Origin of the sequence: Leclercia sp. 29361 (assembly GCF_011290365.1) — a bacterium.
Classification (GTDB): Bacteria; Pseudomonadota; Gammaproteobacteria; order Enterobacterales; family Enterobacteriaceae; genus Enterobacter; species Enterobacter tamurae.
Map to the genome: position 1 here is coordinate 401,555 of NZ_CP049786.1, position 23,478 is coordinate 425,032.

General features: G+C 46.0%; 19 protein-coding genes and 2 pseudogenes. 11 read left to right on the forward strand and 10 right to left on the reverse strand.

All coding sequences use genetic code 11. The features are described 5' to 3' along the window. Positions 1-153 precede the first annotated feature (153 nt). The gene (locus G7090_RS01915) at positions 154-2,649 is read left to right on the forward strand and encodes a heavy metal translocating P-type ATPase (RefSeq protein WP_166181357.1); all 2,496 of its coding nucleotides are present in this window, start codon (positions 154-156) and stop codon (positions 2,647-2,649) included. Positions 2,650-2,662: 13 nt separating this feature from the next. Continuing rightward, on the forward strand, positions 2,663-3,127 hold the full coding sequence (cueR, locus tag G7090_RS01920; RefSeq protein WP_016154433.1) for a Cu(I)-responsive transcriptional regulator: 465 nt from the start codon (positions 2,663-2,665) through the stop codon (positions 3,125-3,127). 89 nt (positions 3,128-3,216) lie between these two features. Here the strand turns inward: cueR (G7090_RS01920) and G7090_RS01925 are convergent, their stop codons facing one another. Next, positions 3,217-3,669, reverse strand: coding sequence for a Cd(II)/Pb(II)-responsive transcriptional regulator (locus G7090_RS01925; RefSeq protein WP_023336664.1), 453 nt, complete (start codon positions 3,667-3,669; stop codon positions 3,217-3,219). Between the two features lie 81 nt (positions 3,670-3,750). Between G7090_RS01925 and G7090_RS01930 the strand changes: the two genes are divergently transcribed. The 7 genes and pseudogenes from G7090_RS01930 (at position 3,751) to G7090_RS01960 (ending at position 13,559) form a co-directional block, all read left to right on the forward strand. Then, positions 3,751-6,246 carry a heavy metal translocating P-type ATPase gene (locus G7090_RS01930; protein WP_023336665.1) on the forward strand — a complete coding sequence of 832 codons (2,496 nt, stop codon included), beginning with the start codon at positions 3,751-3,753 and terminating at the stop codon, positions 6,244-6,246. A 90-nt stretch (positions 6,247-6,336) separates the two neighbouring features. Then, on the forward strand, positions 6,337-6,744 hold the full coding sequence (locus G7090_RS01935) for a helix-turn-helix domain-containing protein (protein ID WP_080396553.1): 408 nt from the start codon (positions 6,337-6,339) through the stop codon (positions 6,742-6,744). Then, entirely contained in the window at positions 6,728-6,997 is a 270-nt protein-coding gene (locus tag G7090_RS01940) for a hypothetical protein (protein ID WP_224788372.1), read from the forward strand. Before G7090_RS01935 ends, G7090_RS01940 begins: the two co-directional genes overlap by 17 nt. A gap of 312 nt (positions 6,998-7,309) precedes the next feature. Then, positions 7,310-8,257, forward strand: a complete 948-nt coding sequence (gene lpxC / locus G7090_RS01945; protein ID WP_023302364.1) for a UDP-3-O-acyl-N-acetylglucosamine deacetylase — start codon at positions 7,310-7,312, stop codon at positions 8,255-8,257. Positions 8,258-8,476: 219 nt separating this feature from the next. Continuing rightward, positions 8,477-8,911 (forward strand): Cu(I)-responsive transcriptional regulator, encoded by a 435-nt coding sequence (gene cueR / locus G7090_RS01950; protein ID WP_023336667.1) that lies wholly within the window; start codon positions 8,477-8,479, stop codon positions 8,909-8,911. A gap of 149 nt (positions 8,912-9,060) precedes the next feature. Beyond that, positions 9,061-12,501 carry a molybdopterin-dependent oxidoreductase gene (locus tag G7090_RS01955; RefSeq protein ID WP_023336668.1) on the forward strand — a complete coding sequence of 1,147 codons (3,441 nt, stop codon included), beginning with the start codon at positions 9,061-9,063 and terminating at the stop codon, positions 12,499-12,501. A gap of 322 nt (positions 12,502-12,823) precedes the next feature. Continuing rightward, positions 12,824-13,559 (forward strand): annotated as a pseudogene (locus G7090_RS01960) (IS5 family transposase). Here G7090_RS01960 and def read toward each other — a convergent pair. Beyond that, positions 13,548-14,000: a peptide deformylase gene (def, locus tag G7090_RS01965; RefSeq protein ID WP_016154430.1), complete on the reverse strand. Its 453-nt coding sequence runs from the start codon at positions 13,998-14,000 to the stop codon at positions 13,548-13,550. The pseudogene G7090_RS01960 and the gene def overlap by 12 nt on opposite strands. Before the next feature lie 176 nt (positions 14,001-14,176). Then, entirely contained in the window at positions 14,177-15,544 is a 1,368-nt protein-coding gene (locus G7090_RS01970) for an OprD family outer membrane porin (protein ID WP_023336670.1), read from the reverse strand. 380 nt (positions 15,545-15,924) lie between these two features. Between G7090_RS01970 and G7090_RS01975 the strand changes: the two genes are divergently transcribed. Further along, positions 15,925-16,281 carry a transposase DNA-binding-containing protein gene (locus G7090_RS01975; protein ID WP_016154428.1) on the forward strand — a complete coding sequence of 119 codons (357 nt, stop codon included), beginning with the start codon at positions 15,925-15,927 and terminating at the stop codon, positions 16,279-16,281. A gap of 172 nt (positions 16,282-16,453) precedes the next feature. Here the strand turns inward: G7090_RS01975 and G7090_RS01980 are convergent, their stop codons facing one another. The 4 genes and pseudogenes from G7090_RS01980 to istA all read right to left on the reverse strand — a co-directional run bounded on the left by G7090_RS01980 (position 16,454) and on the right by istA (position 19,881). Further along, positions 16,454-16,627 (reverse strand): hypothetical protein, encoded by a 174-nt coding sequence (locus G7090_RS01980; RefSeq protein ID WP_023336671.1) that lies wholly within the window; start codon positions 16,625-16,627, stop codon positions 16,454-16,456. Positions 16,628-16,951: 324 nt separating this feature from the next. After that, positions 16,952-17,164 (reverse strand): DUF1471 domain-containing protein, encoded by a 213-nt coding sequence (locus G7090_RS01985; RefSeq protein ID WP_016154425.1) that lies wholly within the window; start codon positions 17,162-17,164, stop codon positions 16,952-16,954. Between the two features lie 418 nt (positions 17,165-17,582). Beyond that, positions 17,583-18,320: pseudogene (istB, locus tag G7090_RS01990) on the reverse strand (IS21-like element helper ATPase IstB). 16 nt (positions 18,321-18,336) lie between these two features. Further along, positions 18,337-19,881, reverse strand: coding sequence for an IS21 family transposase (istA, locus tag G7090_RS01995; protein ID WP_023336673.1), 1,545 nt, complete (start codon positions 19,879-19,881; stop codon positions 18,337-18,339). 523 nt (positions 19,882-20,404) lie between these two features. Between istA and G7090_RS02000 the strand changes: the two genes are divergently transcribed. After that, positions 20,405-21,379: a hypothetical protein gene (locus G7090_RS02000; RefSeq protein WP_023336674.1), complete on the forward strand. Its 975-nt coding sequence runs from the start codon at positions 20,405-20,407 to the stop codon at positions 21,377-21,379. Between the two features lie 61 nt (positions 21,380-21,440). Here G7090_RS02000 and G7090_RS02005 read toward each other — a convergent pair whose 3' ends face one another. The 3 genes from G7090_RS02005 to G7090_RS02015 form a co-directional block, all read right to left on the reverse strand. Next, entirely contained in the window at positions 21,441-22,355 is a 915-nt protein-coding gene (locus G7090_RS02005) for a Kiwa anti-phage protein KwaB-like domain-containing protein (protein ID WP_023336675.1), read from the reverse strand. After that, positions 22,345-22,947: a hypothetical protein gene (locus G7090_RS02010; RefSeq protein ID WP_023336676.1), complete on the reverse strand. Its 603-nt coding sequence runs from the start codon at positions 22,945-22,947 to the stop codon at positions 22,345-22,347. Before G7090_RS02010 ends, G7090_RS02005 begins: the two co-directional genes overlap by 11 nt. A gap of 92 nt (positions 22,948-23,039) precedes the next feature. Continuing rightward, complete coding sequence (locus G7090_RS02015; RefSeq protein ID WP_005123253.1) at positions 23,040-23,471, reverse strand: DUF6530 family protein; 432 nt, start codon at positions 23,469-23,471, stop codon at positions 23,040-23,042. Positions 23,472-23,478 lie beyond the last annotated feature (7 nt).

Below are 23,478 nucleotides of genomic sequence, written 5' to 3' on the forward strand. Positions count from 1 at the left end.
TTCAATATAACATATGAATATGTGTTCATGTAAAGGGTTTTTATATCCATTCCTTCCACGGCATCGGCATGTTCAAAATAATGCGCTTGACCTTCCCACGATGGTAAGCCTTAAGGTTGTTCTTTATCTGACCATAACGATGAGAAATACATCATGAGCATTCAAAAAAAACAGCATTCTAATGATGGTGAAACTCAAGTCAGCTTGCCCATTGAGGGAATGACTTGTGCAAGCTGCGTTGGACGAGTTGAAGCCGCTCTGGCTAAGGTTGAAGGCGTACAAAGCGTAAGCGTTAACCTTGCAACAGAGCGTGCAGATATCCGCCTAAATGCATTAGTTAATCGTATGGCGTTGGTTGAAGCAGTTGAAAAGGTTGGTTATGAGGTTCCTCAAGCTTCTGTAGAGTTATCAGTTCAGGGCATGACATGTGCATCATGCGTAGGGCGTGTCGAAAAGTCGCTCCGAGCGGTTAAAGGCGTAAAAGAAGCCACTGTTAATTTAGCTACTGAAAGAGCCACTGTACGTGGAACCGCTGGAGCTGATGACCTCATAACTGCTATCGAAAAAATCGGTTATGAAGCCAGCCTGGTTGATAACCAAAGCCAGAATAATGATAGTGCCGCAGAAAAAAAAGATGCTGAAAAGGTTGCGTTGAAGAAAGATTTAGTTCTGGCGACCGTACTTGCGTTACCAGTATTTATTCTGGAAATGGGGTCGCATGTGATACCGGGAATGCATCAATGGATAATGGATACCATTGGGCTCCAGGAAAGCTGGTATCTCCAGTTTGTATTAACATTGCTGGTGTTGGCTATTCCGGGGCGGCGCTTTTACCTGAAAGGTATTCCCGCGTTATTAAGACTTGGCCCAGACATGAACTCTCTCGTCTCCGTCGGGACTCTCGCTGCGTTCGGTTATTCAATGGTTGCGACCTTTGCTCCAGGTCTTTTGCCTCAAGGTACCGTCAATGTGTATTACGAAGCTGCTGCGGTAATCGTCGCTCTTATTCTTTTAGGACGATTTATGGAGGCGCGGGCTAAAGGTCGAACGTCTGAGGCTATCAAGCGTTTGGTTGGATTGCAGGCCAAAGAGGCGCATGTGCTGCGTAACGGCATTGTCATCGATATTCCCATTAGTGATGTAGCCCTTGATGACATTATCGAAGTTCGACCAGGTGAGCGGATACCTGTTGATGGTGAGGTGAGTGAAGGAACAAGTTTTGTCGATGAATCGATGATAACGGGGGAGCCTATCCCCGTAGAGAAAGTTCCCGGAAGCTTAATGGTTGGCGGGACTGTTAACCAGAAAGGAGCATTGAGGTTGCGTGCAACAGCCGTTGGTGGCCAGACGATGTTGTCACAAATAATCAGAATGGTAGAGCAAGCCCAGGGCTCTAAACTACCTATACAAGCCGTGGTCGATAAGGTGACATTATGGTTTGTTCCTGTGGTGATGCTGGCAGCGTTGTTAACTTTCCTTGCCTGGTTAACATTTGGGCCATCACCGGCCCTGTCTTTCGCACTGGTTAATGCCGTGGCTGTATTGATCATTGCCTGCCCATGTGCAATGGGATTGGCTACCCCAACCTCTATCATGGTAGGTACTGGGCGTGGTGCAGAAATGGGGATCTTGTTCCGTAAGGGAGAAGCTCTGCAGTTGCTTAAAGATGCCAGGGTTGTCGCTGTAGACAAAACAGGTACTTTGACTGAAGGGCGCCCAGTAATGACAGACCTGGAGTTGGCCGAAGGGTTTGAGCTTGACTTAGTATTAGCAAAAGTTGCCGCTGTTGAATCACGTTCGGAACATCCTATTGCCCGCGCTATCGTTGAAGCTGCTCTAGGAAAAGAGATATCGCTGCCAGCGTTGACTGAGTTTGATTCAATTACTGGGATGGGCGTCAGGGCTACCGTAGACGGAGAGCGCGTAGAGGTCGGGGCCGATCGATTTATGCGTGAGTTAGGCTTGGATATCGAGTATTTTTCAAAGACTGCGATACGCCTTGGAAACGAAGGAAAATCGCCACTCTATGTTGCTATTGATGGACGTCTGGCTGCCATTATCGCAGTCGCTGACCCTATTAAATCAAGTACGCCGATTGCCATAAATGCATTGCACCAACTGGGGCTCAAAGTCGCAATGATTACCGGTGACAATGCCAATACAGCAAATGCGATTGCGAGACAGCTTGGTATTGATGAAGTGGTTGCCGAAGTGTTGCCAGAAGGGAAAATTGAAGCAGTTCGTCGGTTGAAGGAGTCTTACGGTAAGGTCGCTTATGTTGGTGATGGCATTAATGATGCCCCAGCTTTAGCCGTGGCAGATATTGGGCTTGCAATTGGTACAGGTACCGATATAGCGGTGGAATCTGCTGATGTTGTCTTAATGTCCGGCAACCTACAGGGTGTGCCTAATGCTATTGGATTGTCTAAGGCAACCATAGGTAACATCAGGCAAAATCTTTTTTGGGCGTTTGGTTATAATGCCGCATTGATCCCTGTAGCAGCAGGCCTGCTGTACCCTGCCTATGGATTGCTGCTTTCACCAATCTTTGCTGCAGGCGCGATGGCGCTATCCAGTGTATTTGTCCTGGGCAACGCACTTCGTTTGCGTCGGTTCCAGCCTCCGCTGGCAGAAGACTCTGAGCACTAAGAAAAGGGGAGCTATGAACATTGGTAAAGCATCGAACGAATCAGGAATCTCCGCAAAGATGATTCGCTATTACGAGCAAATTGGTCTGATTCCTGCTACTGGCCGTACCGAAGCGGGCTACCGTGATTATGCACCCAATGATGTCCATCGTCTGATTTTTATCCGCAGTGCGCGCGATCTTGGTTTTTCTCTTGAAGAGATAGCCGATTTGCTCAAGTTATGGAATGACAAATCTCGCCAGAGCGCCGATGTTAAACGTCTGGCACAAGAGCATATGGATGATTTAGAGCGACGTATGGAAAATATGCGACGAATGGCAGATACACTCAGAGCTCTGATCAAAAGCTGTGCTGGGGATGAGCGAGTTGAATGCCCAATACTCCAGACATTAATGACCGCTGACGCTAAAAGCCATCCCGGTAAGAGAGAAGGGGCAGTGCAACGTCGTTCTCGTGGTAACGAAATGGAAAAAGCCTGACCCCTTATTTTAAGGGCAAGATGGCGTAACACAAAGCTGTATGGGCTTGTGTTACGCCATCAGTCTAATCAACTTATAAGCGCACACCACTAATGCCCCCCCCCCAAGTGGTCAGTTGGTACGGTTAAAGGAAGATCACCATTCTCTTCATCAGCAGTCAATTTCTGTACTATCCCGCATTCGTCCACGCTCCGGTCTGAGCTGCAATAGTTATTAAGTTCTTTGAGTTGTATTTCCAGGGCTATTAATTCTTTAATACGATGCTGAACATGAGTGAGATGGGCACTGATTATTGCATCAATGGGGCCACAGTCTTTACCGTGATTATTCATTGCCAGTAGCAATGCACGTATTTCCTCATGGGTCATATCAAGAGAGCGGCAGCGTCGGATAAATAATAACTTTTCCAGATGAGTATTGTTGTAACGGCGATAGTTATTTTCAATATCTCTTAATGGAGCCTGAAGTAATCCTTCTTTCTCATAGTACCGAATAGTTTCCACCGGACAACCCGCCTTACGGGCCAATTCACCAATTTTCATGCATCCCCCCTTATGCGCTTGACCCTGTAGTTAGATTAGGGTCTTTAATCGTCAGTATAGTTAACAGATGAGGCAATGAAAATGAGTGGTGGTGTAAAAAATAGCAAAAACCCTGCAGGAGACGAAGCGGCTAGTTGCTGTGAAACGTTCAATTTAGGGACAGGACTCCGGGTTAAGAATACTGGTGAATCACATAAAGCAAATGATCATGCACATGATCAGCAGGCTCATAATCACAAGAAATGCAGTGATGATCATTCCCATGAAGGTCATAACCATGAAGGTCATAACCATGAAGGCCATAATCATGATGCCCATAGCCATGGCGGCGAAGGGCATTCGCATGATGAGCATAATCATAAGGGATGTAACCATGCTCATACCGCGCAAGAGCATTCTCATGAAGGCCACGATCACGGCCATGGGGGGGATTGTTGCTCCGCTGCTCCAGAACAATTGAGTAGCCTGGGGGGCTCGCAGGTTGTGGCTGGTGGATTACGGACAGAAATTCGCATTATGCAGATGGATTGTCCTGTTGAAGAAAATCTTATCAAAAAGAAACTGGGTGGAATGAGCGCTGTTAAAGAGCTTGATTTCAACCTGATGCAGCGTGTTTTGACTGTAACCCATACACCGGATTCGCTTGAAGCTATCATGGCTGCAATTCGCTCGTTGGGATTCGCGCCAGAAGTCTCTGATAATACTAGCGGCAAGAAAAATACCCAGGAGAAAAAAAAGCCCTGGTGGCCATTAGCTCTTGCTGGCGTAGCTGCTCTTGCAGCCGAAGTGATGCACTGGGCTGATATGCCTGACTGGCTCGAAGCCGGGTTGGCTTTGATAGCAGTGCTTTCTTGCGGTCTGACAACCTACAAAAAAGGTTGGATTTCGATTCGCAATGGCAACTTGAATATCAATGCACTAATGAGTATTGCCGTTACTGGGGCTTTGGTCCTTGGGCAGTGGCCAGAAGCGGCGATGGTTATGGTGTTATTCACCATTGCCGAGCTGATAGAAGCCAAATCACTTGATAGAGCCAGAAATGCAATAGGTTCCCTGATGAACCTGACTCCTGAAACTGCAATGGTCCAACAAGCTGATGGAACATGGCAGGAAGTTGACGCCAGTAGCGTACAACTGGGCAGTATTGTCAGGGTAAAACCAGGTGAACGAATTGGTCTCGACGGAGAAATCGTCAAAGGCCAAACCACCATTAACCAGGCTCCAATTACAGGTGAAAGTATGCCTGTCGATAAAATTGCGGGCGATGCTGTATTTGCTGGAACAATAAATCAGTCAGGCTCTTTTGAATATAAAGTCACTGCAGCTGCAAATAATACAACCCTTGCTCGCATCATTCATGCCGTTGAGCAGGCGCAAGGCGCCAAAGCAGCTACACAACGTTTTGTTGACCGCTTTTCCCAGATTTATACCCCAGTCGTTATGGGTATTGCTGTTGCGGTTGCTGTATTGCCACCATTGTTTGGGGCAGGAACATGGCAGGAATGGATCTATAAAGCTTTAGTTATGCTTGTCATTGCGTGTCCATGTGCCCTGGTTATTTCTACGCCAGTAACGATTGTTAGTGGACTTACTGCAGCTGCTCGCAAAGGGATTCTCATTAAAGGCGGTGTTTATCTTGAGCAGGGACGTAAGCTAAAAGCCCTTGCGCTGGATAAAACAGGAACTATTACCCATGGGAAACCAGTACAAACCGACGTAATGGTGTTCAATGGGTGGAGCGAGCGTGAAGTTCGTACTACTGCAGCTAGTCTCGCTAGTTACTCTGATCACCCTGTTTCACTGGCAATTGTGAATGCTTCTGCTGATTTGAAAAAGCAGGATGTTGACAGCTTTGAAGCGATTGTTGGGCGAGGTGTGCATGGCGCGATTACAGGTAAGGATTTTTACCTTGGTAACCTGCGTTTGACTGAAGAACACTTTAATTGTCCATCAGAGATTAAAGCAACAGTACAAAGGCTGGAAAGCCAAGGTAAAACAGTTATTTTACTCAATGATGGTAAGCAAGTGCTTGGGTTGTTCGCTGTTGCTGATACTGTTAAAAACAGCAGCCGTGAAGCGATTGAACAACTTCATGAACTTGGCGTTAAAACTATTATGCTGACTGGTGATAACCCACATACAGCTAAAGCAATCGCATCTCAGGTTGGAATCGATGAGGCTCGAGGGAATCAATTGCCAGAAGATAAACATCGTGCAGTTGAAGAGCATTCACGGATTGGAATCACTGGGATGGTTGGTGATGGTATCAATGATGCACCGGCTCTGGCTGCAGCAGATATCGGTTTTGCTATGGGCGCAATGGGTACTGATACGGCGATTGAAACTGCAGATGTAGCCTTAATGGATGATGACCTGCGTAAAATCCCAGCCTTTGTAAAATTATCCCGACAAACGTACAGCTTACTCGTGCAAAATATCAGCCTCGCTCTAGGTATTAAAGCCGTATTCCTTGTACTCACGCTCATGGGAATGGGAACTATGTGGATGGCTGTATTTGCTGATGTTGGTGCCAGTCTTCTGGTTGTGGCAAATGGCCTGAGGTTATTACGAAAATAAAGAGTTGGGTCTCTGAGTTCTTCATGGACGACAGACTCAGAGACCGTATTCTGGTTTGAACATATTCATAGAATATGGTTTGAGGGGGAGATGATGGACACCAGGAAATATTCTGAAAGTGTTGTCAAAGATATTTTGAAATGGGTTGAAAGTTCATTGAATACAACCTTGCCAGTAGAATTCATTGCTGATAAGTCTGGTTATTCACGATGGCATTTTCAACGTTTGTTTAAACAGGCGACCGGTGTTGCGCTGGGAGAATATGTTCGTGCTCGTCGATTATCATGTGCTGCGATTGATCTGAAATTGACTTCCAGAACAGTCCTGGACATTGCACTTCAGTATGGTTTTAATTCGCAACAAACTTTCACGAGAGCTTTTAAAAACAAGTTTCATCTTCCTCCCGGTCGGTACCGCAAGCAAGGGGATTGGAATTTATCAGCGCTGTGTCCATCTTTACTTTCAGACGATGAGGAGAGATATGCCAATGTTAGTTAATGACCCCGTATTAATTTCTATGATAGAAGAGCTGGCTGATAACTATAATAAAATGCAGGATTTTTTAATCGATGATGAACCTTGTATTGATATCGTACGGTCGGTGTATGAGTTGGAGTGTACAGTTAGAGAATTCAAAAAAAGAATTATACTTCAACATATTTCCTATTGCCATTCAGATGAATGTGATGACCCTGACCTGCATGTTGCCTTAATTGACAATATAAAAAACATACTTGACTATCTTGAATGATTTTACATGAAGGGGATTAGGCTTTCTTAAAACCATTTGTGTTTTGGATGAATAAATATTATTAATTCACTGATTTCCGTATGGTCTCAACCATAAAGAATATGATGGTAACTAACCCGGGTCAGTCAGTGCGACTCATGCAAGATGCTTGATGTGTATATCGTATAAAAGCTTGACCCTATATCAACTTCATGGTTTTTAATGGAACCAAGTCGAGAGTAGCGAGGACGATGAACAGAGCAATAGGGGGAATCATCAATGGAGCCTTGTTGCGGACGTTCTGCCGAGTCGCTAGAGCAAATAGAGGTCTCCATGATCAAGCAAAAAACTATCAAGAATATTGTTGAATTAAACGGTATTGGCTTGCATAGCGGTAAAACCGTTAACATGAAAATCATGCCTGCTGGTGCCGATAGTGGCATACGGTTCCGTAGAACAGATGTAACTCCTGTTGTTGATATTCAGCTCCGTGCCGATCAGATTCATGACACTATGCTGGCAACAAGCATTATCAACCCTCAGGGAGTTCGAGTTTCAACAATCGAGCATTTCCTTTCTGCGGTGTCCAGCATGGGGCTTGATAACCTCCTGGTGGAGCTCGATGCTCCAGAACTTCCCATTCTCGATGGGAGTGCCAGAGGATTCATAGACTCAATAATGCACGCTGGTTTGATAGAGCAGTGTGCGCTAAAAAAATATCTTCTGATAAAAAAAACGGTTTCCGTAAAAGATGGCGACAAATGGGCTCTTTTGCATCCAGACTCAAAGTTCTCGATCGATTTTATGATTGATTTTAAGCATCCCTTGATTTCTGCTGAGACTAATAGATTAAATATTGAAGTGTCGAAAGAAAACTATATTAGCGAGATTGCTGATGCCAGAACTTTCGGATTTGTTCGTGATGTAGAACTTCTACAACAAAAAGGTCTTGGGTTAGGGGCAAGTTTGAACAATGCGATAGGGCTTGATGAATATAGCGTTCTGAATCCGGAAGGTCTGCGATTTAATAACGAACTTGTGCGACATAAAACACTGGATGCGATTGGAGACCTCTTTGTATCAGGCCATAATATTATTGGCGCCTACCATGCTTATAAGTCAGGGCATGCATTAAATAATAAGTTGATGCTTGCACTGTTGAATGATGTCGAATCATGGGAATTAGTGAGTGTTGGTGAATATAAAAATGATGCCACTAGAGAAACCATCCTTTCTAAACCCAAAGAAGAGTGTTTTGAGTCATTAAGTATGTGGTCATAAGGGATATGAGTATGTTCGTCACATCTGGTTTTTTACACAGCTTATCTTGATGATTTTTTTCTTGACCTTACCACCACGGGAAGGTCTAGGCTGGATATCGACTAAGTCTTGATGAGCCAAACGGTAACCGTATCACTACGTATGCAAGGTAAGAGTGTCAGAAACGACGTCATTTGAAACTGGATCTGATATTAACAGAATACATTTTGGGAGGTAAGGATGAACATTGGTGATGCTGCCCGGTTATCCGGAGTTTCCGCCAAAATGATCCGCTATTACGAAGAGGCGGGATTAATACCGGAAGTTGCAAGAACTGCAGCCGGGTATCGGATGTACAGCGATATTGATGTGTACAAATTGCATTTTATACGCCGATGTCGGGAGTTAGGTTTCTCTCTGGCGCAAACAGGAGAACTTCTCTGTCTTTGGGGTAACCATTCGCGCCAAAGCGCTGATGTGAAAAAATTAGTCGAGTCACACATCCGCGAGTTGACTGTAAAAATTCAAGAATTTCAGCGTATGGCATCAATACTTACAACGCTTTCTGATTGCTGTGCAGGGGATGATAAGCCTGAATGCCCTATTTTGCGTGCACTGTATCTTGCAGATGTTAACGGTTTGCAGGAATCAGATTCTGGCCCTGAAATTACTTAGCCGCTACCCATATATGACAGTAATTTCAACTGAAATTACGCCCACAAAACAAGATGATATTAACATTAATTGGGTTAGTAATTCTTGGGTGAAAAGAAAGCAATGTGGTTTTTAAAATATATTAACTGTTTTTAGTAGTGAGGTTTACAATGTCAGATATTATTCCCGGATATTGCACACTTTGCCGTTCGCGTTGCGGGACGTTGAATGAAGTAGCAAATGACCACCTGATCAAGGTACGGGCCAACCCTGAACATCCTAATGGTAAGGCCATGTGTATGAAGGGCAAAGCGGCACCTGAGCTGGTGGACAGCGCAAATAGAATTCTGTACCCGATGAAGAGAACCCATCCTAAAGGTGCCGAGAACCCGGGCTGGAAACGTATAAGTTGGGAAGAGGCTATGTCAACGATAGCCGGACAACTGGAAAAATTTAAACGAGAGAACGGAGCTGAATCTGTCGCTTTCGGTTTTACGAGCCCAAGCGGTACCCCCCTCAGCGATGCAATTGAATGGTTAGAGCGATTTGTTCGTATCTATGGCAGCCCAAACACCAGCTATGGAACTGAAATATGTAACTGGCATAAAGACGTTGCACATCGATGGACCTTTGGCTGCGGCATCCCTGTTGCTGACTATTCCCATGCCGATCTTATCCTTCTTTGGGGGCATAACCCCGCGAATACTTGGCTTGCCCAGGCTAGTGCGATTGGTACTGGTCGAAATAACGGTGCAAAACTGATCGTCGTGGATCCTCGCCCGACACCTTTAGCGAAAGAAGCAAATGCCTGGCTTGATGTCAATCCTGGGACTGACGGTGCATTAGCTTTGGGGTTAAGCCATCTCCTGGTAGAAAGAAACCTGTTTAATCATGAGTTTGTTCGAAACTGGACTAATGGTCCTTTGTTGGTTCGAAATGATAATGGTTATTTTCTTCGGGAAAAAGATATTAACCCACTTGCCATCAGTAATCGCTATACAGTTTGGGACGAACACAACCAGCAAGTCACATTTATCGATTCCGAGACTCGAACTGAAGAAACGCTGACGCCTACAGCTGCACTTGAGGGTAATGTTGAAGTTGCAATAGCTGATGGTGCAAAAATTTCCTGCCAAACGGCGTTTTCATCTTTTAAAGATATGTTGGCTAATTATGACCCAGAAAACGTAAGCCGTATCACCGGGGTATCTGTTGCATCAATTGAAGCCGCTGCGAGTTTGATTGCCGGGGCCAAGAAAATCGCCTACCACAGCTGGTCTGGAGTGGCACAACACACTAATGCCACCCAAACAGAACGTGCGATTGCGACACTGTATGCTTTAACCGGTTGTTTCGATCAGGAAGGATGTAATCGAATCTATGCCAGCCACCCGGTGAATGTGGTTAATTCACCGACACTGATGCCAAAATCACAATGGGATAAAGCATTAGGTCTTGAAGAAAGGCCTATCGGGCCGCCTTCACAAGGTTGGGTTCATTCTCAGGATATCTGGCATTCAGTATTAGAAGGTACACCCTATAAAATTCGCGGGTTAATTGGCTTTGGTGCCAACATATTACTTTCACAAAGTGATACTTCTCTCGGACAACAGGCGCTTGAGGCACTTGAGTTTTATGCCCATGTAGATTTGTTTGAAACGCCTACATCAAAGTATGCTGATATCCTTCTGCCAGTAAACACTGCCTGGGAGCGCGAAGGCCTAAGAACCGGGTTTGAAAGTAGTGCTGCTGCTCAGGACCACATTCAGTTGAGAAAAAAAATGGTCTCTCCGCGCGGTGAAAGCCGTTCCGACCTTGAGATTGTTTTCGATCTTGCATGCCGGTTAGGAATGAATGAAGCGTTCTTCGACGGCAATATTGAGGCAGCCTGGAATTATCAACTAGAACCATTAGGTTTGACTGTTGAGATGCTCAGAAATAAGCCAGAAGGTTACGATATCCCGCTTGAGCATAAAGTCAGAAAATATGCTTTCAGAGACCCAAATAGCGGATATCTGGCAGGTTTCAATACAGAAACAAAACGTGCAGAGTTTTACTCTGAGATCCTTCATCGCTATGGTTACAATCCTTTACCTGAGTATGTACAGCCGCAAGAATACCAGCGCAACGATCCTGATTATCCACTAATGCTGACATCCGTTAAAAGCGGATTCTTCTGTCATAGCCAACATCGAAGCCTGACTAGCCTACGAAAAAAAGCACCTTATCCAACGGTAGACATTTCGGCAGCTCTGGCTGACGAAGAAGGTATCAAGACGGGGGATTGGGTAGAAATTGAAACGAGAGCAGGTCTTGCTCGATTTAGAGCAAAAGTGGAAGCCAAACTCTCTCATGAAACTGTAATTGCTGAGTTTGGGTGGTGGCAGTCTTGTCCTGATTTTGGCAAACCTTCATACCCGGTTAAAGGTGAGTACAGTAGCAATTACAATAGCTTAATCAGCGGTGATAGCTATGATCCAGTCAGCGGTGCTTTACCTTTGCGTTCATTCCGCTGCCGCATTCGCCGCTTGAATGATTTTGAGCTGATAAGACGCCCCTGGGAAGGTCGTAAAACATTCAAAGTCATTGAACTGAAAAAAGAAGCAGATAATGTTACGACAGTTACCTTCCAATCGAATAGTGAAGGCTACTTACCTGATTATGAACCGGGCCAGCATATCACTGTTAGCTGTTGTCCGATGAGCGATTCTGAAGAGATCGTTACCCGGGCGTATTCGCTGACAGGCCCTGCGTTTGTTCATGACCGTAAAACCTATTCCATTTCTGTCCGTCATCAGAAAGCGACTGATGAGAAAGGTGAATATGTAGAAGGAATAATGTCATCCTACATAAACACGCATTTGCAGATAGGCAAGGATGTTGAACTTACGCCTCCTGGGGGGAATTTCATTGTCCCGCTCAATGCCGTCCAGCCTGTCGTAATATTTGCTGGCGGTATTGGAATTACTCCATTCATTTCCTATCTGGAGTCTATTAACCCCCAAGCGGAAGGTCCGGAAATCTGGCTTTTCTATGCTAATCAAAATAGTAGGCTACATGCGTTTAAGAAAAGAATTGCGGAGCTAAATGCGTCTATTGACAGGCTTAAAGTAATTAATATCTACAACCAGCCCCTCGACTGTGATATTCCAGGATTGGATTATGATAGAGCTGGTTATGTTGGTGCGGGAGATGTCGAGGCATATCTTATTGAGAATAATGCTCGTTATTACATGTGTGGTCCGCAGCCTATGATGGATGCGATATCCCGAGGGCTTCAGGAGAGAGGTGTACCTGCATTTGCTATTTTCTACGAGATATTTCGTTCTCCGACAAAAATAAATAATGATCCCTCATTACGTCATAAAGTAATTTTTGCAAAATCAGGAAGAGAAGAGACCTGGACCACGGATAAAGGTACTCTGCTGAATTTTGGAGAAAAACTTGGGATTAAAATGCCTAGTGGTTGTCGTGTTGGACAATGTGAAAGCTGTTCAACTAAGGTGATTGCCGGGAACGTGCAGCATCTGAATGGTGTGGAACCCTCTGATGAGGGTGCATGTTTGACATGCCAGTGTATTCCTGCCGGTGATATCACTATTGATGCCTGAGATAGGTATTAGCATCCTTTACATCAGGCCATTTTAGTGGTCTGATGTTATTCAATGGATAACGCTATGTTTTAAAGACATTTTTAATTATTTTGCGCCAATCCAACTCAATAACCGATTTAATGAATTATTTCAGTGCGATCTTCATGAATTTTTATCATCCTCCCCCTTACCTTCAAGTTACTGCAAGTTTTAGCCTGTAAGAAATTACTACAGTCACCAGTTTCGGATTGGCCGAAGAGTTTTAGTGAATGAAAGGCTTGCAATGATAAAATTGAAACTTCATTGTTTTTCTGCATCGAGCCTAAAAAAATGACCGGGTATCCCTGAGCACAAAACCAGCCATCCACTCGATACATACCGGAAACGCGTTGATAACCGCGCTGCCATGGATGCCATATTCTTCTTCCTCAGGACTGGTTGTCTGAACGCCACCGGGATATGTTCATCGAGTCCTGCACACCGGCGCTTTAAGGAGTGGCACGATTCAGGCATCTTTGAGCGCTTCTGGCAGAACGGTTTGCTTGCCTGCGAGCATCTGGACAGCATTGACTGGTCCTGGTTGTCGATGGACGGTTGTATGACCAAATCGCCGCTGTCAGGAACAAAAAAACAGGTCGCAATCCTAAGGACAGAGGGAAACAAGGCGTAAAGCGCAGCCTGCTGACGGACGCCAGGGGGCTTCCTCTGTCGCTGGTCGTCGCAGCAGCGAACACGCACGACATCAAACTGGTTGCGGATACGCTCGATGCCCTTCAGACGGGGCATCCGGGTGGAAACTCAGGCTCTGTCTGGACAAAGGTTACGAAGCTGGATGGCTGAAAACGTATCTGCAGAGTCGCCGTTACGAGCCACATATTCAGTCCCGTAAAGAGGAGTCTGACGCCACTAAAAACAGGGACTTCAAAGCCCCTCTCTGGGGCGTTGAGAGGACTCATAGCTGGATGAATCGCTTTCGCCGGGTTCTGACCCGATGGAAAAAGAAGGCCGAAAATTACGAGGCTATGTTGCATTTTGCCTGTGGTCTTATCGTCTGGAATAAAGTCCTATTGAGATAGGCTCTTAGTTAATAGAATTCCGTTCATATGGTCTATCATATGCTGTATACAGATCGAGAGAGTACCACTTGCACTAAAATTTATTGTATTCCCAAAAGCATCAAGAGCGGTGACATTTATTTTCTCTGCACGGTATACAAAACGACTGGTTCCTGGTATAGAAAGACATTTTTCCTCCGTGATATTTTTTTCTTCCTTACTCTCAGCAATTACCGGATTAATTAATACTATTGGTTGCACCAGCGATTCAGGGACATCAATTACAGCAATCCTTTGGTGAACACCAACCTGGGTTGCTGTTAAACCTACACTGGATGTACCGTACATAGTGGTAATCATATCCTTAATAAATTGCCGGGTTATCGGTGAAATATGTTCGACGGGCATTGCAATGATCTTCAATTTGGGATCCGGATACTTTAAAACTGATAATAATGACATGCAAGGCTACTCTTTATTTAAATGGCAGTAAAAACGATATGTTTTAAGTCGGACCTGAGTGGAGAACCGGGACAGAAATAACTACTGGACTGACAGCCAGATATAAATTTTCTGCTGCCTGCGAACGTCATTCCGGTCTGTCCTGCTCAACAGCACAAAAGACCGGAAACACTATATCAGAGAAGAGGAAGGGTATAACTGACTGTAACCCGGGTTTCATCCTGGTCACGCTGTCCAGCAGAGCCTTTTCTACTTGTGTCAGGCAGAGCGCTGCGCATTGTGGCATTTTTTACGGAGATGCCAAGTCCGTTAAGTATTCCCTCGGGGATAGTATAACTCAGGGCAATATCCCGTTCCCATTCCCCCTTTCGCCCATCCCCGGTATCAATATTATCGGCGTTCAGATAGAGGATACTTAGATTCAGCCCTTTGAGCCCTGCATCAGCAAAATTATAGGCGTACCGTGCCAGCCAGGTTCGCTCCCCCGCCCTGCTGAATTTTAGCAATTGTGCATCAGTAATTAACCAGGTGCTTGTTCCTTCTCCATCACCACGATTCAGATATGGAAAGTCACTTTTCCCCGTCAGCCACTGATAACCACTGCTCACACTGTGACTTCCAGAAGACCATGTCAACTGACCGCTATAAACATTGTTGTCCACTTCTCCCTTTGTGCGATTATTTCCGTAATAACCAGTACTTACATATCCGGCACTCCGTCCTGCAGCACTTCCGTTCTTTCCGTCTGCATCGCTGATGAATATACGAATATCTGATTTCAGGTTCCCGGAAACGATTTTCAGGTTATGTGCCAGTCCGATATAGTTTTGCCTGTAAAAATTATCCAGCTCACCGTAATAGTATGAGAGAGTCATGTCTTTCATAAGAGTATAGTCACCACCGGCGAAATAAAAACGATTACTGCTCCGTGAAGTGGGACCACTTCCATTGGCTCCGGCAATGGACATTCCGCGCATATCTGTGGAGTTACGTCCTTTTGTATGTGTGAGAACGCCGCCGGTCAGACTCAGATCGTCGATATCTGTTGATGATATTTGTCCTCCCTGATATGTCATGGGCAAAAGGCGGGCATCGTTGTATATAACGACGGGATTTTTGGGCTGAAGCGTTCCATAACGGAGTTCCGTATCAGATATTTTTGCCCTGCCGGTAACCCCCAGGCTACCGAACTGATGAACCGCTCTGCCATCATTGTCTAGCGGAAATACTGTACCGGGTTGCCGACCTGACGCCGGTGAGCCTGCTTTACCTCCTCCGTCAAGTCTGATGCCCAGTAGCCCCAGAGTGCTCAGTCCGAATCCCACTGGCCCTTCAGTATAACCTGAATCGTAATTGAGGATGAACCCCTGTCCCCATTCTTCCTGTTTACTGAACCCGTCCCCACTGCGATTATCTGTATTAATATAGAAATTGCGGAGTGTGAGATTGGCCTTACTGTCTTCAATAAAACCGGCTATCGCATTAGGGACTGTAACTCCCGGCATCAAAGCTACAGCAGATATTACGAGTGTAACTATTCTCATTCAGGTAATTCCTTTAGCTTGCCTGATATCAATATACGCGGTAACACGAAGGGAAAATGGCAGAAAATAATGAGGTATTTGTTTACCGCTGCACTAAGTACGAATCCATTTCATATCAAAAACCATGAAGTGGCTACAGGGTCAAGACTTTTTTTCAGACTGACTGCTTATACCATGGATTGGCCCTATGCACCGTGTTTCTGCTGGTTGTAAGACAGGAGACTTCCGTTTAGACCGGCACTGTTTTCAGGGAGGGAATCAATCTGATGTATCAAGCGAATTGGGTTAATTGTAAGCGTCCAGCGAGACTTGCAACTACCCACAATTATATTAAGGTAATCATTATGATAATCAGCTAAATTACTTTCAGGGATGGTTGAATGATTAATCAGGAACAGACTTCGCTTTCATGGCTCGATGAGGAAATTAATTCTTCTGTCTTTAGCGATCGCCGCCGTGCCAGTCGTTTTAAAAGTCTCATGCAAAAACTCTGGCGGGGGATGGGCAACAGCCTCCCTTTTGCCTGCCAGGATAATGCAGCAACAAAAGCCGCTTACCGGTTCCTTTCCAGTGACAGGATTGATGAGCAGCACCTGCTGCAGGGACATTCCGAGGCTACCAGTCAAAGGATATATGCGCTGCAAGGTGAGAAGATTCTACTGCTTCAGGACACCACAACATTTGGCTACCACCGGGATAACCCTGATGCAGTAGGATTTGCAGGCAATCACACCTAATCAAGACGGGGAATGATGCAGGTGTCAATTGTGGGATCCTGATGCATTCGAGCCTGGCAGTGACGACATCAGGGCTCCCGCTGGGTCTGACCGCGGTGAAGTTCTGGACCCGAAAAAAATTCAAAGGCACTAACGCACTTAAAAGGAAAATTAATCCGACCGTTTTTTTACATCAGATCACTGGCTGACAGTCAAAGACGTGGCTCACGTCTTCATGGTTGACATAGTCTGTCCGGACAGAGATGTCCATATCCGAGCAAGTTTCCGGCAGGAACGAGGTTGCCATAGCTCCGGATGAGAGCATGCCATTCAGAATCAGTACTGCAGTCACGCTAAATTTTTTCATCTGTATATTCCTCTTCATCAGATATCGCCGTTTCACCTGTTAATGTGTATTAAAAACCCTGTGGTTCATACAGGGTCAACACCCTTACGCTGTTTTTTCTGGTGGGATAAGGACAAAAAAAAGGCTACCTGGGGGTAACCTGACTAAAACAGTCATCAAGGAAAACGGACAACAGGGATAGGGTTGTCCTGGAGGGTGTGTCCGCATGTGAGGTCGCCGGCGGAACCGGAGGTGACCCCCACTATAGTGGCAGTCAGTCCGGCAGTTCCCTCTGCGACCATCTCACGCGTTTACTGCTCAGGTTCAGGGTAATACCGTCCCGGATTACTTATCAAGTACTGCAGTCACGCGGGCAACGTTTTTCTGGTCAGCACTGGTGATGCGGTAGGACGAAGCACCGGATTCCTGGGCGATAGCGGCAATTTTCGCTTCCGCGTTGTTCAGGGTGTCAGCAGTAACGCTGACGGACTGGGCGAAGCCGGAGAAAGAAACTACGGAGAGCATACCGGCAGCAGCAAGCAGTTTGATGTTTTTCATGGTCATATTCCTTGGGTTATCTGGTCATCTGGTGATACCGGCGTCATCGCCGTCTCACCTGTTGATGTGTATTAAAAACCCTGTGGTAAATACAGGGTCAACAAGTTATTTTGTAAATTATTGTCGGCTGTGTTTTTGTCGTTTTCATACAACCCAGCTCTTGAAAGAGCCTCACCGTGGCTGACGAGAAATGAGAAAATACGGCCGTAACAGACACCGCGAAACCGGGATTGCGCTGGGGAGATAGGTCGGTGCAGGGCAAGTTAACTTACAGGATTAGTGAGGGTTTATGATGTTATGGCTACTGATTAAGTACGCGTGCGTATTCTGGCGAAGTTGAACGGTTATTCCGGAGGAACGTGAACGCGTTATTCCCTAACGCGCCCTAACTTCTTTTTATTACACCGACCGTTCACTTTCAGTCAACCTGTGCCAGTCGTTTTCTCATCGACTCACCCTTCATTTCCAGCCGGTGGGAGTTATGCATCAGACGATCAAGGATCGCGTCTGCCAGCGTGTTATCGCCAACGCAGCCATACCACTCATCCGTTGGCAGCTGGCTTATCATCACCGTGGCGTTCTTTCCGTATCTGCCATCCATCAGTTCCAGCAGATCGTTACGCTGCGCTGGCAGCAACGGCTCAAGGCCCCAGTCATCCAGGATAAGCAGCTGCGTTTTTGACAGCTGAGCCAGCTGCTTTCGGTAACTACCGTCTGCGCGGCTGTGCGTCAGTTCAACCAGCAACCGGTTCAGTCTCCAGTACTGTACGCTGTAACCCTGCTGGCAGGCGTTGTTGCCAAGGGCGCAGCCCACATAGGTTTTGCCGCAACCGCAGGGGCCGGTTATCAGCAGGTTCTGCCCCCTGACCACCCATTCGTTCTGGCTTAGCTGAGCGATCCGAGAACGTTCTAGGTTTCTCGCTGGCTGGTAGTCGATGTCCTGGACCGAGGCTTCAAGCCTCAGGCGGGCTTTTTGTAGCAGACGTTTCTGTTTACGCTGATCCCTTTCGAGTGATTCGCGCGTGACCAGCAACGCCAGTCTTTCCCTGAAGGAGAGCTCTTCGTAAGTGCCGGGTTGCTACATCTGTGAGGACAGCGCGGCCGCCATTCCCGTCAGTTTCATTTCTGTCAGCTGTTTCATCAGCGTATGTGGCATTATCGGATCCCTTGTTTCAGTGGAAGTGGCGTGGGCCACGGATGTTTTCATGTTCCTGAGGAAGCTCCTGGGACGGGTGCAGATCTTTGTCCGCCGGAACCAGGTCGCGGTTATTCTTCAGGATCGACTTTATCTGCTTCAGCCGGGTTAATCCCTCTGCATTGGCCAGCCGACAGCTGTTATTGACGCGCTCAGAAGGATATTCACGCGTCAGGCTCAGCAGCCCCAGACACAGGCGATAGGCCTGTTCCGGATGCGCTTTTTCAGCCAGACGCTCGCTGACCCACGTGAAGGTGTCGGAGCCCACACCGGCCGCCCAGCTTTTCAGCCGCTCTGGCGTCCACTGCTGATGATGACGATGGCGCTCCGGCATATGTTCTGCTGCCGTACTGTTGCCCGGATGAAGACGCCGCGGGTGACTGGCGATCATCTGCCCGTCAGACCAGACTTCAAGCTGGTTGTCGAAGGCATGAAGCTCCACAGTTTTACCGACGTGCTGATGGGGGACTGAGTAGTGATGCTGTTCATATTCCACGTGATAATCGATATTCACCTTCGCTTTTTTGATGTGCCGGTAGCGCCACTGCTGCACCGGTAATGGCCTGAGCACAGTTTTGTCCAGCCTTTCGAAGGCCTCACGGCGATTGCCCGGCAGTTTTTTGAAGGGACGTTCGTTGAGCCCGGTTACCAGCGTACGGATACAGTGGTTCAGCTCAGCAAGCGAGAAGAAGACCTGGTGACGGAGCCGGGCCAGGATCCTGCGTTCGACGATCTGAACGCCCACTTCTGCTTTGGCTTTATCTTTTGGTTTACGCGGCCGCGCTGGTATCACGGCAACATTGTAGTGCTCAAGCATCTGCTGGTAGGTTGGATTAACGTCAGGATCATATTTACAGGCCCGTGACGTGGCGCTTTTCAGATTGTCCGGAACAACAAGCTCAGGAACACCGTCAAGCCACCGGAAGCAACGAACATGGCTCATAACCCAGTCCTCAAGCTGCTGGGACCAGGTGGCCTCTGCCCATGTGTAACTTGACGCCCCGAGAACGGCCACGATGATCTGCGCGGTTCTTATTTCCCCGGTATCAGGGTTGGTAATGTCAACGGTTGGCCCACAGTAATCAACGAAGAGTTTTTCGCCAGCTTTATGGACCTGGCGCATTGATGGCGAGGTGGTTTTCAGCCATTCGCGATACATCCGGCAATAATGGTTATAACTGTAAGAGCCGCCAGGATTGCGTTCTCCGTACTCTTCCCAGAGCAGTTGAAGCGTCACGCATTTATTACGCAGCTCTTTGTATACCGTAGCCCAGTCTGGCAGGGAGTGTTTCTTCATCTTCACCTGCGTTTGAAGGAACGTATGCATTAGCGCTGCATCATCCCATTCTGCGGGCAACGGCCACTGTTTAATACCAAGCTGAGCCGCCCGATTGGCGTAGCGGGATACGACAGAAGGTGAGATCGCCAGACTCCGGCCAATCTGACGATGGCTGAGTCCGGCACCATATTTAAGTCTAAGTATTTCTTTGAGTTTTCTCATAGAGATTGGAGCTGTCGGCATAGGTATCCTTCACCGGAATGGCAAAAGATACAGATCAACACACCTGTGAAGTTCCAATAACATTGATGGAGATCACCGAATAACAAAGTGAGTCAAAAGTGATCTCCATCGATGTTATTCAGCGATCTGCTCAAATGTTATTACCCGATCTCGATGGATGTTATTGGGTGATCTCCGTTCATGAAAATACGCAGGTGATCGGAGTAAAAATAGGCAGGCCTCATTGGTTATGATGATACCTGCTTGTTTAATTATCACTTTAAATATAATTCTATTTTCTTGTAGGGGGATTTTTTAAGTCTGAGATGTGAAAATTAAAAAAATGGCAGTGGCATTTCTTATGAAAACACCTATTGCGTATTACCACTCACAGAGACCGCCTAATAACATTACCGAAGTACGGCTGATAACATTTCGCTGGATCGCCGAATAACGGTGTTTTTCAGGGGGGAGAGTTGTCAGTTCAGTGCTGTTCATGATAGACCATGGGTCGATATTCTTTTTACCCAGGGTCTTCTGACTAATGAGCACACATTATCGCCTGTATCCACCATTCCTCTGTGTTCCTGAAAAGCATAATTTTCCGGATGTCTGGGAGCATTTTTGTTGTAAGTTGCTGAATCTTCAGCATGGTACCAGTGAAATTTATGTCCGAAATCCTCCTGAGCAGGGGATTGATCTCTGGTATCCCTCCGCCCGAATAGCTTATCAGTGCAAGTGTGTGGAATCCGGTAAGGCTGGTGATTTCAATGTTACAAAAGCTATTGAGTCAGTCATATCAGCCAAAGCGGCCCGGCATGTGCTGGGCTGGGAAAAGTATGTTTTGTGCGTCAACGTCCCTGTTACCGGGGGGGCGGAAAAGAGGCTGAAAGAGGTCCTGCCTGACATTGATGTCATGAGCGAATCGGTATGGTTGTCTCTGTGTGAAAAGCATCCCCTTGACGTTGAACGTAATTTCAGAAAGCTTCTCGATGTTCCTCAAAACAGATTTGTTTCAGCCATTAGTAATACCTTTTCAGTACGCTATACCGAAGAGCTCCGGCAACAACTGGAAGATTCACCTTTTGATATTTTTTTGTATTCCAGTCGACAGGATTCCGTGTTTCGGATCCCTGTGGCGGGGAGCTTTACTGCGGGAGATGTAATCAACATTCTGCGGAATTTTTTCCGCCTTCCGAAACCAGCGACATTTTCAGACGAAAACATTCAGGTATCGCTTAATCATTCTTTGGTCTTTGATGGCAAAAAAGTCCCTCTTAAAAAGACCCTGGGAGAGGTGGGGGTTGTCCATGGTTCTGTCGTTACTTTCTGGACTCAATTTGCCTGGAAAGACCTGGAAGATTTCCGGTTTGATGGCGATGTTATTCATTATGGCGTTCCCACATTGAGTAAAGAAGAACGCAGGGATAGGGCACTGGCCAGATATAAAAGAATTATACAGGAAGGATTCCGTGAGGCTGAGACAGGTATTATAACTGATATATCCGCAGAAAAATGAGGTGGGGGTTGATTTAGCAGGTATTGAATCAGGGATGATGGAAAATTCATCCCTGACTTTTTTACTGAATTGGTGACGCATTCGGAACATCGTAGATATGTGCGGCAAAGTGTGACTGCAGGCGATGGTCAAGCAGGGCCTGAAATATATCGGCACAGCAGGCATCACTGGCAATAATCCTGCCCTGTTCATCAAACTGAAGATTCAGCCGGAACCGCGAGGCATGTTCCCTGAGGCTTGCCATAAACTCCGGTAACTTATAGAATCCTTTTTCTTTTATGGCCGATGCTCTTCTTAGCTGCATTGCGTTTGTTCCGACATATCTTTTTAGTGGCTCGGCATCGGTAAAGAGCTGACTGAATTCTGGTTCATCAACGAGATCGTTAAAGTTAGTAAGGTGAGCTTTTTTATAACTCAGAAGGGATTCAAACGTTTTTTTGTTTTTGATGAAAACATTGTCACCAAGAATATAAAAATCAAAATCTTTTGCTATGTTAAAACGAGGGGTGTCATCTATTTTTAATTTATTGTTTTTGAAAACAACAGATCGTAATCCGGATTGTTTTTTCGTTGCCCATGATGGATCTGTTTTTTTGACACAATGTAGTACAGTATCTCCGGACACCAGTTTCACAGAGTAAAAATCACAGTTCGCCAGTTCTTTGATTTCTTTTACTTTTCTGGCCTGTGTCTGGTCCGCAGATAGTGCTGTAATTGCAACCGCAGAGGTTTCTCCGGAACCAATCAGCATCAGGCTGGCTTCATTGTTCTGGGCCAGCAGTGAATACTCAATAGTCTCCGTGTATTTTCCTCTTTCAGCACAAATAAATTCCGTCAGTTCAGTTTTGAGTTCAGGAACAACAGTGATCCATTTCCCCCTGTATACCGAGTTACTTTTTACTGTCTGTTTCCTGAACACCCAGACAGAAAGTGTTGCACTCTGGATATCAAAATCCTGTAATTCTTTAAGTTTCATCCTTATCTCCACTAATAATAATGACAGACTGTATTGTCTGATATTCGTAATCAGAATCAGGGGAAATACTCAGGTTTGATAATACCACACCTGAGTGTGTCTTTTTGCTACCTGGATGTCGATAAGTTACTTCATACATTTTCCAGTTGAATACGATAAGTATAGGGTTAAGTATTATTTGTCCGGTCTTATAAGACAGCCAGAAGAGCCAGAGAAGAAATACAATAAACCCCAAAAATTTGTTGGTCTCCTGGTAATTAATGCTCATGAACGAAACAATGTAAGGGAGAACATAGTTCATCAGGTCTGACGGCGTATACTTTACTTCCAGAATCCTGATTTTTTGCTCATCGCTTTTAGCCAGTTTTAATATAAGCCATGAAAGAAGAAAACATACCAGGCAGATGAGAAATAAACTGACGGACAGTAATGGTTCCTTAAACGGCAGGTTACAGGAGTCAGATGTCAATAAATCAAAGCAAAGATGCCTTTTATATTTACTGTCATCAAAATCCTGAATGAGCAGGATCATACTAAGTGGCAAATATGAGCCCAGAAATACAGCAAACGCAAACGGCAGCCTTGGGGTCATTTTACCTCCTAACCTGTGGGGGAAACTCACATCTTACCAATATTTGATGACAACCGGGAAGGTGTTTAACCAGCCGGATGCTTCCACAACGGTCAGTAGCCGGCCCTTTTTAATTCGACAGCAAGTCGTTTAAGACTCTCATCCAGATATCTGTGATTCTGCTTCAGCTCTTTTTTCATTAGTTCCGTGTGATGTTCCAGGTCCGGGTTATCTCCCGCCCGACTGACCGGAAAATCATCATCAGAAGACAGACGCCCATTCCTGCTGTAATCCATCACGATACAGACTAGGGTTGCAAGGTCTATCACCCTGTGCAGAGGAAGTTCTTCTGACTGCCTTGACCATTTTTCTCCGGTATTGCGCCAGACTTTAGCTGACAACTCTGTCCAGCCGGGGGAATTCCACTGCGCGATGCCGACTGACAGGCCTTTGGCATCACTGTCGTCAGCGTATGGACCATCAATACGATCATAATTTTCGACAGTAATGACAGGTTTATGTTTCAGATAAACGGGGATCTTCATGGTCAGT

Bases quoted from the DNA above. Each gene is read 5' to 3' on its own strand.
- G7090_RS02005 (WP_023336675.1), bottom strand. From the start codon at position 22,355: ATGAAACTTAAAGAATTACAGGATTTTGATATCCAGAGTGCAACACTT.
- G7090_RS01980 (WP_023336671.1), bottom strand. From the start codon at position 16,627: ATGAAAAAATTTAGCGTGACTGCAGTACTGATTCTGAATGGCATGCTC.
- G7090_RS01955 (WP_023336668.1), top strand. From the start codon at position 9,061: ATGTCAGATATTATTCCCGGATATTGCACACTTTGCCGTTCGCGTTGC.
- G7090_RS02000 (WP_023336674.1), top strand. From the start codon at position 20,405: ATGAGCACACATTATCGCCTGTATCCACCATTCCTCTGTGTTCCTGAA.
- G7090_RS01930 (WP_023336665.1), top strand. From the start codon at position 3,751: ATGAGTGGTGGTGTAAAAAATAGCAAAAACCCTGCAGGAGACGAAGCG.
- G7090_RS01935 (WP_080396553.1), top strand. From the start codon at position 6,337: ATGATGGACACCAGGAAATATTCTGAAAGTGTTGTCAAAGATATTTTG.
- lpxC (WP_023302364.1), top strand. From the start codon at position 7,310: ATGATCAAGCAAAAAACTATCAAGAATATTGTTGAATTAAACGGTATT.
- G7090_RS02010 (WP_023336676.1), bottom strand. From the start codon at position 22,947: ATGACCCCAAGGCTGCCGTTTGCGTTTGCTGTATTTCTGGGCTCATAT.
- G7090_RS01915 (WP_166181357.1), top strand. From the start codon at position 154: ATGAGCATTCAAAAAAAACAGCATTCTAATGATGGTGAAACTCAAGTC.
- cueR (WP_023336667.1), top strand. From the start codon at position 8,477: ATGAACATTGGTGATGCTGCCCGGTTATCCGGAGTTTCCGCCAAAATG.
- cueR (WP_016154433.1), top strand. From the start codon at position 2,663: ATGAACATTGGTAAAGCATCGAACGAATCAGGAATCTCCGCAAAGATG.
- G7090_RS02015 (WP_005123253.1), bottom strand. From the start codon at position 23,471: ATGAAGATCCCCGTTTATCTGAAACATAAACCTGTCATTACTGTCGAA.
- G7090_RS01985 (WP_016154425.1), bottom strand. From the start codon at position 17,164: ATGAAAAACATCAAACTGCTTGCTGCTGCCGGTATGCTCTCCGTAGTT.
- G7090_RS01925 (WP_023336664.1), bottom strand. From the start codon at position 3,669: ATGAAAATTGGTGAATTGGCCCGTAAGGCGGGTTGTCCGGTGGAAACT.
- G7090_RS01940 (WP_224788372.1), top strand. From the start codon at position 6,728: ATGCCAATGTTAGTTAATGACCCCGTATTAATTTCTATGATAGAAGAG.
- def (WP_016154430.1), bottom strand. From the start codon at position 14,000: ATGTCATTATTATCAGTTTTAAAGTATCCGGATCCCAAATTGAAGATC.
- G7090_RS01975 (WP_016154428.1), top strand. From the start codon at position 15,925: ATGATTAATCAGGAACAGACTTCGCTTTCATGGCTCGATGAGGAAATT.
- G7090_RS01970 (WP_023336670.1), bottom strand. From the start codon at position 15,544: ATGAGAATAGTTACACTCGTAATATCTGCTGTAGCTTTGATGCCGGGA.
- istA (WP_023336673.1), bottom strand. From the start codon at position 19,881: ATGCCGACAGCTCCAATCTCTATGAGAAAACTCAAAGAAATACTTAGA.